The sequence below is a fragment of the Streptomyces sp. NPDC060198 genome (assembly GCF_042728415.1).
Classification (GTDB): Bacteria; Actinomycetota; Actinomycetes; order Streptomycetales; family Streptomycetaceae; genus Streptomyces.
Genome location: NZ_JBHWZJ010000147.1, coordinates 1 through 16,663, shown reverse-complemented (window position 1 = coordinate 16,663; position 16,663 = coordinate 1). Strand labels below are relative to the sequence as shown.

Genomic DNA, 16,663 nt, shown 5'->3' with positions numbered 1-16,663 from the left:
GGGCGGAGCCGCCCTGACCGCCGCCGCCCGCGCGCTCGCCGAGCACGATGAGGACGCGCAGCGTGCCTACCCGGCGCATCAGGTGCTGGAGACACAGCAGCGAGGCCGCGTCCATGTCGTGCGCGTCGTCGACGGTGAGGACCACGGGGGCACGCTGGGCGAGGAGGGCGAGGTGGCGGTAGAGGCTGTCGGCCGCCGTGACCGGGGCGGAACCCTCGGCGAGCGCTACGGCCTGGCCCGGCGGGAACGGCGCCGTCGCGAAGAGCTGACTGACGACACCAAGGGGGAGTTGGCGCTCCGCCGCGGAGGCGGCGGCGGTCAGGACGACCGCTCCGCACTCCTCAGCGAGCTCCTGCGCATAGCGGATCAGCGCGGTCTTGCCCATTCCGGGCGCCCCCGTCACGAGCACGGCACGGCCCGCACCTTCCCGCACCCGCGAAAGCAGGTCACCGATGACATGTCGCGCGCCGCATCGCTCCACCATGTCCATCGCTGCTCCTCCAGGCAGTCGGCTTTCGGCCAGCCCGTGCGCAGGCCACGTAGATCAAAGCACGTCCGGGGTCCGCACCTGCCCGGCAGACCGGGCCGCACGGGGTCCGGAAGGGGGAGCGGGCCCCGGACACGCGCCTGGCCGACCTGGGTAGCGTTCGCCGCCGTCCTGTACCGCCCACGGTCCCGCACCCCCCTGGAACCCGCAGATCCCAGTGATTTCATCCCTTGGAGCTCCTAGCACGATCCTGTGAATGATGACGTGAAGGGAGCTACCGGTGTGGTGATTCGGCCGTTCGTCAGGGTGTGGGCACTCGACCGTGGATCGTGGACGACGGGTTGTGGGCTCTGGTCGAACTGATGCTGCCGGAGCGGCCGTCGGGGCCGAGGCCGGTGTCGGACCGGCTCTGCCTCCAGGGCATCCTCTTCGTCCTCCACGACGACACAGCCTGGCAACTCCTCCCCCTGGAACTGGGGTTCGGATCAGGACAGACATGGCGGCACCGCCTGGCCCCGGGGCAGCGGGCAGGGGTCTTCGACCGTCTCCACCGGGTCCTGCTCGCCGAGCTGAATGCGGCCGGCGAACCCGACTGGTCACATGCGTGTATGGATGGTTCCCATCATCCGCGCGAGAGAGGGCACCGACACCGGTCCGTCACCGGTCGACCGGCGGAAGAAAGGCAGCAAGTACCACCTGATCTGCGACGAACGCGGTCCCGACGACAGCTACGGCACCCCGCCGCGTTGTCGGAACGTCCCGCTGAATCCAGTATGCGAATGCTCCTCCGCCCCGCGGTGCACCGCACCTGACGCCGCGCACTGATCCACCACGAATTGTGGGACAGCCCTTACTCGGCGACAAGGGCTACGAGTCCAGCACCCACCGCGACGAGCTCCGTCGCCGACGAATCCTGCCCGTTATCCCCCATAAGGGATCACCAACTTCCGTAAGGGATCAACAAACATCAAAGACATCGGAAAATTGCGACACGTCGTCGAGCAGGCGTTCGCCCTGCTCGACCACTTCAAACGCCTCGCCGTCCGCCGGGAACGCCGCACCGAACTCCGCGACGCCTCCGCCCCTCTCGCCTGCGGCCTCATCCGCTATCGGCGTCCCAAGAAGACCCGACCATGATCGCGTTACGAGCTCTTACGCATGTCACTGTCGGCCATACCCGCCCAACTCCTCGATGCACAATTCCCACCCCCCTATATCCGTCGCCAACAGGCGCCTGGAATGTAGGGGGATGGGTAACCCCTAAACCTGAAAAGCAGCCGGTCACGGTCACTTGCGGACCCGCTGGACCGTTGGCTAGCGTGCGGCCGTATGTGGAACGCAGTGGATGTCTGGGTAACTGGCCTTGGCGCGATGACGCCGCTGGGTGTCGACGCGAATGACACCTGGGCCGCAATGCAGAGAGGCGAGAACGGAATTGGTGTACTCAAAGAGAGTTGGGCCGATACACTTCCAGTCCGTATCGCCGCACAACTGGCCGGTGATCCCTCCGATTCGCTGAAGCGGACCGAGGCCCGCAAGCTCGACAGGTCCGAGCAGATCGCGCTCGTCACCGCGCGGGAGGCATGGGCGGACGCCGGCGCCCCCGAGGTCGAGCCCGAGCGGCTCGCGGTCGTTCTGGGCACGGGCATCGGCGGCGTCACCTCGCTGCTGGGGCAGAACCACATCCTGGAGACGTCCGGGCCGCGCCGCGTCTCACCGCACACGGTGCCGATGCTGATGGCCAACGGCCCCGCTGCCTGGGTCAGCATGGACCTGAACGCACAGGGTGGGGCGCACGCTCCGGTGAGCGCCTGCGCCTCGGGCGCGGAGGCCATCGCTCTCGGCCTCGACCTCATCAGGTCCGGCCGCGTGGACGTCGTCGTGGCGGGCGGTGTCGAGGCCAGCGTGCACCCGCTGCCACTGACCGCCTTCGCCCAGATGATGGCGCTGTCCACCAGCAACGACGCCCCCGAACACGCGTCCCGCCCCTTCGACAAGGGCCGCAACGGATTTGTGCTCGGCGAAGGCGGGGCGGTGGTCGTTTTGGAGCGCGCCGACCACGCGCGGGCCAGGGGTTCCCGGGCGCACGGCGCGCTCTTGGGCGCGGGCATCAGTTCAAGTGCCGTCCACATCACGGCTTCCGACGTGTCGGGCCAGGTCCGGGCGATGTCCCAGTCACTGCGGGACGCCGGGGTGAGTGGGGCGGACGTGGGGCTCGTGCACGCCCACGCCACCTCGACCCCGCAGGGCGATGTGGCGGAGGCTCGGGCCATCGCGCAGGCTGTCGGCACCCACCCCGTGGTGACGGCGACGAAGTCCATGACCGGCCATTTGCTGGGCGCGTCCGGCGCCCTCGGTGCCATGGTCTCCGTCCTGGCGCTGCGCGAGGGAAGCGTCCCGGCGACCCGCAACCTCACGGAGCAGGACCCCCAGGTCGAACTCGATGTGGCCGCGGGTTCGGCGCGTTCGGGGCAGTGGCAGAGCGCGCTCGCGAATTCCTTCGGCTTCGGCGGCCACAACGTCTCGCTGGTCTTCGGGCGCGCCTGAGCGGCCCATGACCGGGCGCGCGGACCAATCCTCCTCGCGCCACGCGCCCCTCTCGCAGGGGCCACCACCGGCGCCATCACCCGTCGCAGCCGGCTAGGGGCTGTCCCGCGTTTCCTGGCGGGTGCGCGACGACGGCCACGGCACCTCGCCGCGTTGTCGGAACGTCCCGCTGCATCCAGTATGCGGACGCCCCTCCGCCCCTTGCGATGCACCGCATCCGACGCCGCGCACTGCTCCACCACGCATCGCGGGACAACCCTTGGGTGTCCACGACACGACACCTACCACCTCACGCCCCGACCCCCGCGCCGACGCGCCCAGGGGTCGGGCCTGACTGCCGAGCCGCGCCCCCCTTTCGAGCGCCTTACTCCGCGCATCCCGCGGCGGAGCCAACTCTCCCCGCATCACGTCCACTTCGCTCAAACGTGAGCCTTCACGTCGCCGCGCGCCGCATCGCATGACCGTGCGCCCGTGCGAACCGCTGCCAGCCGGACCCGCGTTCCCCGAAGCCCCCTTTTCCCCTGCTCTCGCACACGTATTTCATGAAAGGCTGAGATGACAGCGCCCCTCCCCGAAGCAGCATCGTGTCCCCTGAGTCTTGGCCATGACTTCTACCGGGACCCGCAGCCCGTGTACCGGGACATCAAGCAAGCCGGGAACAAACCCACCGAGATTGTGCTCGAGACGGGTATGGCCTACATCCCGCCGAATCTGAAGGCCTGGCTCATCACCGCGTACGCGGACGTCGAATTCGTCCTACGCGACCCGAGGTTCCGCAAGAGCATCAGCGAGGCCATGCCGCTGTTCGCGGCGAACGCCCCGGGCGAGGGCAACCCGCAGGCGCGGTCCTCCCTGCTCTACGACAACATGGCCAACAACGATCCACCGAAGCACACCGCACTCCGCAAACCGATCAACAGCGCCTTCACCTCCCGGGCCATCGCCACCAAGCGGGCCGAGATCCGCGCGCTCGCCGAAGAGACCCTCGACGCCGTGGCCGGCCAGGACACCTTCGACCTCGTCCAGGACTTCGCGTTCCCCTTCTCGATCGCGGTGATCTGCAGCACCCTCGGGGTGCCCGAGGAGGACCGGGGCACCTTCAACTCCTGGGTCCAGACCATCACGAGCAACGCCGACCCGGAGGTCCTCAGACGCGACGCCGCGTTGATGGTGGGCTACTTGAGTGATCTCATCGGACACAAGCGCGCTGCCGATGACGGCGACGTGCTGTCCCTGCTCGCGCGCCCGCTCGACGCCCCCGAGGCCGTGGCCCAGGCGTACGCGCTGCTCGCTGCGGGGTACGAGACGACGGCGAACCTCATCGTGACGGGCTTCCTGACCCTGGAGGCCAACCCGCTGGAGCGGGAGAAGCTCTGGGCGGACCGCTCCCTCATACCACGCGCCGTCGAGGAGATGCTGCGGCACCAGTCACCGTTCAACCTCTCGCTGTACCGGTACGTCACGGAGACGGCAGAGGTCAACGGCGTGGAGATACCCGCCGGTTCTATCGTCTTCCTCGCGTTCGCCGCGGCCAACCGCGACGACGAGCGCTTCGAGCGGCCCGACGATTTCACCATCACGGAGCCGCGCCGCGAGCACCTGGCGTTCGGCGGCGGGATCCACAACTGCATCGGCAAGCACCTCGCACGGCTGGAGGCCGAGGAGGCCTTCGACGTCCTCATCGAGCGCTGCCCCGACCTGGCGTCGCTGACGACTGCCGAGGAGCGGGAGTGGAAGGCCAGCCCGACCTTCCGCGGCCTGAAGAGCCTCGTGGTCGGGCCCGGCCCCGGACCGCGCCGGACGGGGACCGAGGCCGCGCGATGACTGCCGGCGCATCGCTCCCCTCGCAGCCGGTGGCCGTCATCGGCATGTCCTGCCGCTTTCCCGGCGCCACTGGTCCGGCCGAGTTCTGGGAGAACCTCACGTCCGGTACGTCGTCGGTGGGCGCGGCGCCGGCGGACCGGTGGGTCGACTGCCCGCACGGGCCCTCCGGGCGCGTCACCGTCGGCGGGTTCATCGATGGCGTCATGGACTTCGACGCCAACTTCTTCGGCATCTCGCCGCGCGAGGCCCAGCACATGGACCCGCAGGCGCGGATCCTCCTCGAACTTGCCTGGGAGGCCGTCGAGGACGCGTCCCTGAACCCTTCCTCCCTGAGCGGCTCGCGCTGGGGCGTCTTCGTCGGGGCCGCCGCCGACGACTTCCGGCTGAGCTACTTCGCCGCCGGGAACTTGGACCGCTTCGGCCACATGGGCAGCAGCCGGGCCCTGCTGGCCAACCGCGTCTCGCACGTCCTCGGGCTGCGTGGCCCGAGCGAAGTGATCGACACGGGCCAGTCCTCTTCCCTGGTGGCACTGCACCGCGCCCTGTCCGGGCTCCGGCTCGGCGAATGCGAGGCGGCGCTCGTCGGCGGCATCCACCTCAACCTTCTCCAGCAGGTGACCGACCAGATCCAGCTGTGGGGCGGCCTGTCACCGGACGGCCGGTGCCACACCTTCGACGAGGCGGCCAACGGCTACGTGCGCGGCGAGGGCGGCGGCTGCGTCGTGCTGAAGCCCTTGGACGCGGCGGTCCGCGACGGCGACCCGGTCTACTGCGTCATCCGCGGCAGCGCCGTCAACAACGACGGCGGCCGGTCCGGACCGGGGGTCCCGTCTCAGGAAGCTCACCACGAGGTGATCGCGGCGGCCCACGCGGCCGCAGGCGTGCACGCCGGTGATATCGCCTACGTCGAACTGCACGGGACGGGCACGCCCGCCGGCGACCCCGTCGAAGCGCGGGCGGTCGGCGCGGCGGTCGGCAGCGGGCGCCCGCCCGGCGACCCCGTGCGGGTCGGGTCGGTGAAGACGAACATCGGGCACCTGGAGTCGGCCGCCGGTATCGCCGGGTTCATCAAGGCCTGCCTGGCCCTCCACCACGGACACGTGCCGCCGAGTCTCAACTTCGAGAAGAGCCCGCCCGGGGTATCCCTGGAAGAGCTCAACATCCGCGTCGTCACGCGGGGCGAGGAGTACTCCTTCACCCGGGCCGACGCCCTGGGCGTCAGCTCGCTCGGCATGGGCGGTACCAACGCCCATGTGGTGCTGACCGGCGCGCCGTCGACAGCCGCCGACCCGCGCTCTGCCGAGCGCGGTGACCAGGAGAGCGAGGACGCCGTCTGGTGCCTCTCCGGTCGGTCGAGGAAGGCGGTCCAGGGCTTGGCCCGTGCCCTTCTGGACCACTCCCTCCCCACCGGCCGGCGCTCCGTGGCCGATGCGGCGTGGACGCTGGCCCACCGTGCCCAGGGCGAACACCGGGCCGCGGTGCTCGGCGGCGACTGGGCGGAGATCAGGCTCGGCCTGGAGAAGGCCGCCGCGGGGCAGGGGCTCGCCGTTCCCGAGACCTGGTTGAAGGAGACGGGGCCCGCCCGCGAGTCACTGGTGGCGCTCGCCGCGGAGTACGCGTACATGGGTGATATCACCCGGATTCGCGAGAGGTTGGGCTTGGGTGCGCGCAGGGTGCCGGGCCTGCCGACGGCGCCCTTCGAACGCGAGACCTTCGCGTGGGAGACCACCTGCCGGACGGCCCAGAGCGCACAGGCGCCTCAGGCATCCGAGACCGCCGCACCCCCCACCCTCGCCGAACGTTGGACGGCCGCACCCAGCCCCGCCGACCGCCTCTGGCTGACCCGCACCTTCCTCGAGGACGAACTCTTCGCGGTCCTGGGCGGATCGACTTCCCGGATCGACCCGGACCGGACGTTCCAGGACACGGGCATCGACTCGATGACACTCCTCGAACTCCTCGACCGGATCTCCACCGCGACCGCCCTCGAGCTCCCGGACACGACGCTCTTCGACTACCCGACGATCAACGAATTGGCGACATACGTGAACACCCTGATGGAGAAGACGGAGACGCGGCGTGGCTGAACACGACATGGGCAACAGCGCCGACGGACACGATGACATCGCTGTCATCGGTATGGCGTGCCGCTATCCCGGCGGCATAACCAGCCCCGACCGACTCTGGGAGCTGGTGTCCGAAGGCCGAGACGGTGTGGGGGAATTCCCCGACAACCGCGACTGGCACACCGAGGAACTGTACGACCCGAGCTTCGTCCGCCAGGGCGGGTTCCTGCACGACGCGGACACCTTCGACGCGGCGTTCTTCGGCATCAGACCCGCCGAAGCGATCGCGATGGACCCGCAGCAACGGATCCTCCTCCAGGTCGCCTGGGAGTCGATCGAGCGGGCCGGCATCGTCCCGTCGAGCCTCAAGGGCTCGCGCACCGGCGTCTTCGTCGGCGTCATGCCCAATGAGTACGGGCAGCCGTTGTGGAAGTGGCAGGACGAGACCGCAGGCTTCATGGGCACCGGCACCTCGCCGAGTGTCGCGTCCGGGCGCATCTCGTATCTGCTCGGCCTCGAAGGCCCGGCCATCACCTTCGACACTGCCTGCTCCTCCTCGGGAGTCGCGATCCACCAGGCGGTCCGCTCGCTGCGCAACGGCGAGACGGACCTCGCCCTGGCCGGCGGCTGCACCGTGCTTGCGGGGCCCGGCATGTTCGTCGACTACGCGCGCAAGGGCGCCCTGTCGCCGGACGGGCGTTGCCGGACCTTCGCGGACACCGCCAACGGCACCGTGTGGGCCGAGGGTGCGGGTGTCCTGGTCCTGGAGCCGCTGTCGAAGGCGAAGCGCCTGGCGCGCCGCATCCTCGGCGTGATCAAGGGCTCGGCGGTCAACCAGGACGGCGCGAGCAACGGCCTGACGGCACCCAACGGCCGCGCCCAGGTCAAGGTGATCAACCAGGCCCTCGCGGACGCCCGCCTGCGGCCCGGTGACATCCAGTTGGTCGAGGCGCACGGCACCGCCACCAAGCTCGGCGACCCCATCGAGGCCAATGCCATCCAGGCGACATACGGTCAGGGGGAGCGCGAAGAGCCGGTCTGGATCGGCTCCTTCAAGTCGAGCGTCGGCCACTCCATGGCCGCGGCCGGCGTCGGCGGCGTCATCAAGTGCCTGACGGCGATGAGGGCCGCCACCATGCCCAAGACGCTCCATGTCGAGGGCGCTCTCAACTCTCATGTGGACTGGTCGGCGTCCGTCGACGTACTCCGCGAGGCCCGCCCCTGGCCCACCACCCGGGACGGGGTGCGGCGCTGCGCCGTGTCCTCGTTCGGCGTCAGCGGCACCAACTCCCACGTCATCCTGGAGAGCTGGGACCCCGAGCCCCAGGAACAGCGCCCGGAGGTAGTACGGGCGCCAGGGCCCGGCGGCGTCGAGGCGCCGCGAACGGAGGCCGGCGGCTCCTTCGCCCCCGGCGTCGACCTCCTGAAGATCTCCGCCAAGACCCCGTCCGCGCTCCGCGCCTATGCCGCGGCCGTCGCCGAGAAGCTGGCGTCCGGCGCCGACCCCGTGCCGAACATCGCGCACGCACTCGCCACCGCGCGCGAGGACTTCGACCATCGCGCCGTCGTGGTCGGCAGGGACCGCGACCAGCTCCTCGCCGGACTCGGCGCACTCGCCGGCCAGGAGGAGGACCCCGCCGTCGTACGGGGTGAGGCACGGCGCATCCGGCGCCCGGTGTTCGTCTTCCCCGGGCAGGGCTCGCAGTGGCCGGGCATGGCCGCGCGGCTCCTTGAGGAGTCCGAGGTCTTCCGGCTCCGCGTCGAGGAGTGCGTCGCCGCGTTCGAGCCGCACCTCGGCTACGACCTCATGGCGGTCCTGTCCGGCGACGACCGGGAGACCGACCTGGAACGCACCGATGTCATCCAGCCACTGCTCTTCACCATGATGCTGGGGCTCGCCGAGCTGTGGCGGTCGGCGGGCGTCGAGCCCGCCGCGGTCGTCGGCCACTCCCAGGGCGAGGTCGCGGCCGCCGCCTTGGCCGGAACCCTGAGCCTGTCGGACGCGGCCCGCGTCGTGGCCGGCCGCAGCCGGATCTTGGAGGAATCGGGCCGCGGCGGCATGGCGGCCGTCGCCGTCTCGCAGGACAAGGCCCTGCTGCTCGTGGCCGAAGCCGATGCCGACCTTGTCCTCGCGGCCACCAACGGGCCCGAGTTCGTCATCCTGTCCGGCGATGACGAGCCCGGCATCCAGCGCCTGCTCGACCTCTGCGAGGACCGGGGTGTGTACGCGCGCCGGGTGCCGGCCAAGTGCGCATCGCACTCCCCCGTCATGGCCGAGCTCCAGGACCAGATCATGGCCGAGCTCGACGGGATCGTGCCCTCGGCCGGGGCGGTACCGGTCTTCTCGACGGTCGAGGCCCGCCCGATCCGGGGCGAGGAGATGGCCGCCGAATACTGGTACCGAAACCTGCGCGGCCAGGTCCGATTCGCGGAGACCATCGCGGAGCTCACGTCGCACGGCTACGACGCCTTCATCGAGATCAGCCCGCACCCCGTCCTGCTGGGCTCGTTGGAGTCCATCCTGCGCGAGGCCGACGAGGACGCCCCGGTCTGCGCCACCCTCAAGCGCGACCAGGGAGCGTACGAGCGGTTCATGACAGCCGCGGCCGAGGCGTACGTCCAGGGGCACTCCGTCGAATGGAACGTGCTGCGTGCCGTCCACGCCCCGGCCCGTACGGTCCCGGCCGACCTGCCCACGTACCCCTTCGAGGGCGTCAGGTTCTGGCTGCCGTCGCAGACGGACGGTATGACCTCCGGCCGCTCCGCCCGGGGTGACCGCGGCCGTCTCAGGCCCGTTGCCCCGCTCGCCGACGGCGAGCACCCGTGGATCTCCTCCGTCGTCGAGTCCGCGGACGGCAGAGTCCTGATGAGCGGCCGCCTCTCGCTGCGCAGCCACCCCTGGCTCATGGACCATCGGGTCAAGGACACGGCACTGCTGCCGGGCACTGCCTTCGCGGAGCTGCTGCTGTCCGCGGGCCGTGAGCTCGGCTGCGACGGCCTCGACGAACTGCTGCTCCGTGATCCGCTGTTGCTCCCCATGGACGGCTCCCCCGTCGACATCCAGGTGTCCGTCGAGCCCGCGCCACCGGAAGGCGGTGGGGCCGCGCGACCGGCTGCGATCTTCTCCCGCCCGGTGGGCGAGGGCTCCTGGCTGCGCAACGCGGACGGGCTCCTGGCCGGACCGCGGACCGCCACGACACCGCTCAAGGCCGACGTGTCCGTCGTGCCCGGTGCCGCCGAGCTCGCCGTCGACGGCCTGTACCAGGATCTGCTGGACCTCGGGTACGGGTACGGCGAGGCGTTCCAGGGCGTGCGTTCCGGCGAGCACCACGAGGACTGGGTCCGATCCCGCGTCGTACTGCCCGCGGGGGCACGCGTCAACCACCGCGGCTTCGCGATCCACCCGGCCCTGGTGGACGCCGCGCTGCACGCCGCGGTGCGCTGCGGTCTGCTGGGCGAGGCCGCCACCGGGAACATCTCCGTGCCGTTCGTCTTCAGTGGCGTACGGATCGGTGTCGACTCCGAGGCGACCGCCGCCGACGAGTGCTACGCCGTCGCACGCCGGGTCGCTCCGGACGCGATCACCCTCACGCTGACCGACGACGACGGCCACGTGCTGCTGTCCGTCGACCGCATGGTGGTCCGTGGCCTGGCTCTGCCCGGGGCCGCGCCGGACCTCGACGCGGCCTCGCTGTACGCGATGGCGTGGGACGAGGTCTCCGATGCGGACGGCCAGGAGTACCGCCTGTGCGTGGTCGCCGGTGATGACGGACCACTCTCCGCTGCGCTGCGCGAGACCGCGCGCGGGGGGATAGCCGTCGCCACCTTCGACGAGGCGATGATGGTGGTGAAGGGCCTGCCCGGCACCTGGCAGGTCGTGCTCGCGGCCCCCACCGTGACGGGTGGTGTCGACGAGCAGGTCCACGCCTCGGCGTCCTGGGCATTGAAGACGGTACGCCGCTGGCTGGACGCACCGGAGCTGGAAGGCCGCGTACTGCTGACCTGCGTGACGCGGGACGCGGTCGCGACGCCCGGCGACGACGCGTTCGACCTCGGCTCCAGCGCGCTCTGGGGGATGGTCCGTTCCGCCCAGACCGAGCACCCGGGGCAGTTCAGGATCATCGACATCAGCACCCCCGACTGCGCCCGACCTGCGCCGCTCGAAGCCGCCTTGAAGCGCACGGATGCACAACTCGCCGTCCGTTCCGGGCGGATACTGCGTCCGCAGCTCGCCCCGCATCCGGCGGCCGAGCCCGACCTGCCAGAACTCGGTGACGGTGCCGTCGTCATCACGGGCGGCACCGGGACCATAGGCCGCGAACTGGCGCGCCACCTGGTGACCCGGTGGGGCGCGCGCTCCCTGGTACTGCTGAGCCGAAGCGGCAGCGAAGCGTCCGGCATCGACGTTTTCTGCCAGGAGTTGACGTCTCTTGGCGCCGGGGTTCGGATTCTCCGCACGGACGTATCGGACGCGCTGGACGTCCAGAAGGCCCTCGCCCAGGTGCGTTCCGAGCGCCCGATCGTGGGTGTGGTGCACGCCGCCGGCGTGCTCGACGACTCGATCGTCTCGAACATGACGCAGGACCAGCTCCACAGGGTGCTGCGGAGCAAGGTCGACTCGGCCCTGCACCTGGACGCCGCGACGGCCGGGGACGAATTGCGCTTCTTCACGCTGTTCTCCTCGCTGTACGGCGTGCTCGGCGGGCCCGGCCAGGCCAACTACGCGGGCGCCAACGCCTTCCTGGACCAATTCGCCCACTGGCGCCGCTCCCGGGGGCGCCCCGCCAACTCGGTCGCCTGGGGCCTGTGGGCCCAGGCGACGGGCATGACCGGCCACCTCAGCGAGGGCGACCTGCTGCGCCTGCGCCGCAACGGCGTGGCCCCGTTCGAGGTCGCCGAGGGACTGGGGCTCTTCGACTGCGCGTTCGGGAGCGGACCGGCGGCTCTGGTCGGCGCGCGCCTGGCTGTGCCGGAGGAGTCGGGGGCCGAGGGCGCGTACGAGGGTCCGTTCCTGCTCGGCGGGCTCGCCGCCCTTCGGCGCGCGGGCGCCGCTGCGTCGGCCGCCCCGGTGCGCCGCCTGAACAAGCCGAGCGAGTCGGCGACGCCGAAGGCGCCCAGCCTCGCCCAGGCGAGCTCCACGCCGGAGCAGCGGGACTCCGCTCTCACTCCGGGGGCAGGGAACGACTCCACGGAGGCCGTCGACGTCCTCGCCCTCCTGAAGTCGGCCGACGCCTCGGACGACCAGAAGGTCGTCGGGCTGCTGACGCTGGTGAAGGTCTGCGTGGGAGGGCTCCTGGGCCTCCCGCCCAGCAAGGTCGACGCCCAGCAGTCCTTCTACGAGATGGGCTTCGACTCGCTCACCTCGATGGAGTTGAGGGTGCGGCTCGGCCGCAAGCTCGGCACGCGGCTCGGCGCCACCGTGGTCTTCGACTTCCCGACTCCGGAGTCGCTGGCGCAGCACGTCGTCGAGCAGTTCGCACCGGCCCGCGAAGAGGCAGTGGACGCGGCACCTTCGGCGCCCTTGCCCAGTGCCACTGTCACCAGTACGGGCACCTTCACCGGCACAGGCACAGGCACAGGCACCGATACCCGATCGGCCCCGCCCGGCGGCCCCGGCTCGGCGCGCGAGTGGAACGCCGTCGCCTCTGAGCCGTTCCCGCTGACCAAGCTGCAGGAGGCATATCTGGCGGGCCGCAAGGGCGACTTCGAGCTCGGCAATGTATCGACGTATCTCTATGTCGAGGTCGACCTTGCCCGCTTCGACGTGCACGCCGCCGAACGCGCCCTGCGCCGGCTCGTCGAGAGGCACGAGATGCTGCGGGCCGTGTTCGACCCCGCGGGCGGCCAACGAGTCCTCTCCCGGACCCCGGAGTACGCCATCCCGGTCGAGGACCTGCGCCACCTCACCACCGAGGAGCGGGCGCAGCGGCTCGCCGCCCTGCGCGAGGAGCTCAAGGCGCAGACCTTCGACACGGCGTCCTGGCCGCTCTTCGTCGTGCGGGCCACCCACGTCGACGACACCGTCACCCGGCTCCACGTGGGCATCGACGTGCTGATCTCCGACGGCGGGAGCAGCGCCCTGCTGTTCCAGGAGTGGGCCGACCTCTACCACGACCCGGCCTGCATCCTCGAAGGGCCCGGCGGCTCCTTCAAGGACCACGTTCTGAAGGTGCGCGCGTTCGGCGAGTCGGAGGAGATGGAGCCGAGCAGGGAGTACTGGCGCTCCCGGGCTGCCTCGCTGCCGCCCGCCCCCGAACTGCCGCTCGCCGTACGGCTGGGCGAGGTGGCCAAGCCGGTCTTCACCAACCGCTTCCTGCGCGTCGAGACCCCGGAGTGGGAGCAGTTCAAGCGCAACGCGGCAGCGGCCGGGGTGACCTCGTCGGGCGCGATCCTCGCCGCCTACTGCCAGGTGCTCGCCCGCTGGTCCAAGTCGCCCGACTTCACCGTCAATGTTCTGGTCTCCCACCGCTCGGGCCTCACCGACGAGGACATGTCGAAGACCGTGGGCAACTTCTCCTCCACCAGTCTGCTCGAGGTGCACGTGGACCGGAAAGCGGCGTTCAAGGACGTCGCCGCCGGAATCCAGCGGCAGCTCATCCTCGACATGGAGCACACCGCGTACACGGGCCTCGACGTGCTGCGCGACCTCGGCCGCCTGGACGCGGGAGCGGGACAAGCGCGCATGCCCGTTGTCTTCAACAGCACGATCGGCGGCGCCTCGTCCAAGGGCGCGGCGGCGGGCCCGGTCGGCGCCCTGTGCCGGATGGGCGAGAGCGGCACGCCGGTCTGGAGCGGCGTGCGCACCCCCCAAGTGATTCTCGATCACACGGCGTTCGAAGAGAACGGCGGTCTGATCCTGAACTGGGACGTGGTGGAAGAAGTATTCCCGACGGGTGTCGTCGATGACATGTTTGCGGCGTATGAAAGGCTGATTCGTGAACTCTGTTGTTAATTCCGCTTGGCTGGCCCCCGCATGGTCCGACTCCGCGGAATTCTCGTCCGTATCGGATGGGACGTTCGACGGGGAATTCGCCGAGGATTTCCTTCTGCACCGTGGGTTCGAGGAGCAGGCGGCGCGCACCCCGCGTTCCGTCGCCGTCGTGAGCCAGTCCCGCTCCCTCTCCTACGCGGAGCTCGATGCCGAGTCCGCCCACGCCGCGTGCCTGCTCGCGGACGCCGGCGTGGTCCACGGCGCCCTCGTCGGCGTGGTCATGGAGAAGGGCTGGGAACAGGTCGTCGCGTGCCTCGGTGTGCTGCGCGCCGGAGCGGCCTACGTACCCGTCGACCCGGCCTGGCCCGTCAAGCGGCTGTCCGCCGTGCTCGCGTCGGCGGGCGTGACCACGGTCCTGACGCAACCCTGGCTGAGTGGGAGTGTCGACTGGCCCACCTCCGTGACGGTCCTCGATGTCGACGGCTCCACCGGCGGCACACCGGACAGACCGACGCCCCCGCGCGTGCCGGTGTCGCCGCACGACCTCGCGTACGTCATCTACACCTCCGGATCGACCGGGGTCCCCAAGGGCGTGATGATCGAGCACGGCTCGGCGGTCAATACCGTCCTGGACGTCAACGACGAACTGTCACTCACCGAGGGGGATCGTGTGCTGGCGCTCTCCGCGCTGCACTTCGACCTCTCCGTGTACGACATCTTCGGCCCGCTCTCGGCCGGCGCCTGCGTGGTCCTTCCCTCGCCCGCCGACGCCCGCGAGCCCGTCGAGTGGCTGCGCCTCATGGCCGATCACGGCGTCACGGTCTGGAACAGCGTCCCGGCGCTCATGTCCATGCTCACCGCCCATCTGGCTTCCGGCGCCGGCGTGTCCGGGCTGCCTCCGTTGCGCGCCGTGCTGATGAGTGGCGACTGGATCCCCGTGGCCCTGCCGGACGACATCCGGCAGCACTTCCCGGACGCGGCACTGTGGAGCCTCGGCGGTGCCACCGAGGCTGCCATCTGGTCCATCTGGCACCGCATCACGACGTCGGACGCCGCGCTCACGTCCATCCCGTACGGAACGGCCATGCGCGATCAGCGGGTCTTCGTGGCGGACGGTCTGTTGCGTCCCCGGCCGTGCTGGGTCCCCGGAGAGATCTGCATCGCGGGCGCCGGTGTCGCGCGCGGCTACCTCGGCGACGAGGAGCGCACCGCGAAGAGCTTCGTCACCGGACCTCACGGTGAACGCCTGTACCGCACGGGCGACTTGGGCAGGCTTCTACCGAGCGGCGAGATCGAGTTCCTTGGCCGGGAGGACACCCAGGTCAAGATCGGTGGCCACCGCATCGAACTGGGCGACGTGGAGGCCGCACTGCTCGGCTGCCCCGGCGTCACCAATGCCGTGGTCGCCGCCGAGGGCGACCGCGGCCGGACCCGTCTGGCCGCACACGTCATGCTCGCACCGGGCTCTCGCCTCACGGAAGCGGACCTCAAGCGGCTCACCGGGGACGCCCTGCCTCGCTACATGGTGCCTGCGGCCATTTCCGTACGGGAGTCCTTCCCGCTCACGAGCAACGGAAAGGTGGACCGCGCGGCCCTGGCCACGACCCGGCGTATGGAGTCGGCGTCGGCGTCGGACGAAGCCGCGCTGCCGGAGGACATCGAGGAAGAATTCCTCCTGTCACTCTGGAGCACGTTCTTCGAGGTGCCCGCCCTCTCGGTCACGGACAACTTCTTCGAGTTGGGCGGCGATTCACTCCAGGCTGTCCGCCTCGTCTCCGTCCTGCGGGCCGAGAGCGGAGTGGAGATACCCGTGTCCGCCTTGTTCGGCGCGCCGACGATTCGCGCCCTCGCACAGGAACTCAGGGACCGGCGCGAGGACGGGGGGCGGACCGCCCGACGGGCCCCGCTGGTCCCCATCCGCACTACCGGCACGGCCGTCCCTCTCGTCTTCGCTCACCCCATCGGCGGCGACGTGCTCTGCTACGCCGAGCTCGCCCGGCTGCTCGGCGACGACCAGCCCTTCTACGCGCTTCAGTCACCGGGCGGGCCGGGTATCGCGCCCACCCTCCAGGAACTGGCCGTCGACTACGCCAAGGCGATCGTGCGCGAGGTGCCCGGGGAGCGCTTCCGGCTCGGTGGCTGGTCCATGGGCGGCCTCCTCGCCATCGAAACAGCTCGTGAGCTGACCGCGCTCGGCTACACCGTCGACCTCGTGACCGCGATCGACGTCATCGAGACCCCGCAGGGGCTGCGCAGGCCGATCGACGAGGCGGAGCTGCTCGACTGGCTGGGCCGTGACCTGGCCGCGCTGACGGGCAAGCCCTGGCAGGGCGAGGCCACGGACAGCCGGCCCCCCGTCGGCGCCGCCGTCTCCTCGGCCGGACTGTTCGCGACGCTGCGCTCGCGCGGCATCCTGCCCACCGACATCGGGCGGCTTGAGTTCGAGGACGTCGTCGCCCGGTTCACGAGCAACGCACGGGCACTCCACGGCTACCGCCCCGCCGAGTACGACGGGCCGATCCAGTTCCTGCGGGCCGAGTCAGGCGCCACCCTCGAAACGGCCGACAGCTGGCGCGCCCTGTGTCGTGGCACCTTCGAGGTGGTCACCGTCCCCGGTGACCACTACACCGTGCTCAAGCCCCCTCAGGTGCAAGCCGTCGCGGCATGCCTGCACCATATTCTGCAAGGAGTCGGCACGGCTGCCTGAGGGCCGGCCACGGAGGTCGGTGACAGGATTCACGGTGGGGTGATCCCGAACGAGTGAGGGCCGTCCGGGTTCGGTGCGAACGGCGACGTCCGCACCGAACC

8 protein-coding genes are annotated in these 16,663 nt (G+C 70.5%); 7 read left to right on the top strand and 1 reads right to left on the bottom strand.

Features of this window, described 5'->3' with window-relative positions; all coding sequences use genetic code 11:
* Positions 1 to 484 (bottom strand): ATP-binding protein (locus ACFWEP_RS19140; RefSeq protein WP_387371473.1); only part of this gene is annotated, 484 nt, incomplete at its 3' end.
* A 311-nt stretch (positions 485 to 795) separates the two neighbouring features.
* Here ACFWEP_RS19140 and ACFWEP_RS19135 point away from each other — a divergent pair.
* The 7 genes from ACFWEP_RS19135 (at position 796) to ACFWEP_RS19105 (ending at position 16,562) form a co-directional block, all read left to right on the top strand.
* Entirely contained in the window at positions 796 to 1,299 is a 504-nt protein-coding gene (locus ACFWEP_RS19135; RefSeq protein ID WP_387371472.1) for a transposase, read from the top strand.
* Positions 1,300 to 1,471: 172 nt separating this feature from the next.
* On the top strand, positions 1,472 to 1,624 hold the full coding sequence (locus ACFWEP_RS19130; RefSeq protein ID WP_387371471.1) for a hypothetical protein: 153 nt from the start codon (positions 1,472 to 1,474) through the stop codon (positions 1,622 to 1,624).
* Positions 1,625 to 1,816: 192 nt separating this feature from the next.
* On the top strand, positions 1,817 to 3,034 hold the full coding sequence (locus ACFWEP_RS19125; protein WP_387371470.1) for a beta-ketoacyl-[acyl-carrier-protein] synthase family protein: 1,218 nt from the start codon (positions 1,817 to 1,819) through the stop codon (positions 3,032 to 3,034).
* 690 nt (positions 3,035 to 3,724) lie between these two features.
* Positions 3,725 to 4,858: a cytochrome P450 gene (locus ACFWEP_RS19120; RefSeq protein WP_387371469.1), complete on the top strand. Its 1,134-nt coding sequence runs from the start codon at positions 3,725 to 3,727 to the stop codon at positions 4,856 to 4,858.
* Positions 4,855 to 6,945, top strand: coding sequence for a beta-ketoacyl synthase N-terminal-like domain-containing protein (locus ACFWEP_RS19115; RefSeq protein WP_387371468.1), 2,091 nt, complete (start codon positions 4,855 to 4,857; stop codon positions 6,943 to 6,945). The genes ACFWEP_RS19120 and ACFWEP_RS19115 overlap by 4 nt, the downstream gene beginning before the upstream one ends.
* On the top strand, positions 6,938 to 13,876 hold the full coding sequence (locus ACFWEP_RS19110; RefSeq protein ID WP_387371467.1) for an SDR family NAD(P)-dependent oxidoreductase: 6,939 nt from the start codon (positions 6,938 to 6,940) through the stop codon (positions 13,874 to 13,876). The genes ACFWEP_RS19115 and ACFWEP_RS19110 overlap by 8 nt, the downstream gene beginning before the upstream one ends.
* Complete coding sequence (locus tag ACFWEP_RS19105; protein ID WP_387371466.1) at positions 13,860 to 16,562, top strand: amino acid adenylation domain-containing protein; 2,703 nt, start codon at positions 13,860 to 13,862, stop codon at positions 16,560 to 16,562. Before ACFWEP_RS19110 ends, ACFWEP_RS19105 begins: the two co-directional genes overlap by 17 nt.
* Positions 16,563 to 16,663: the final 101 nt, after the last annotated feature.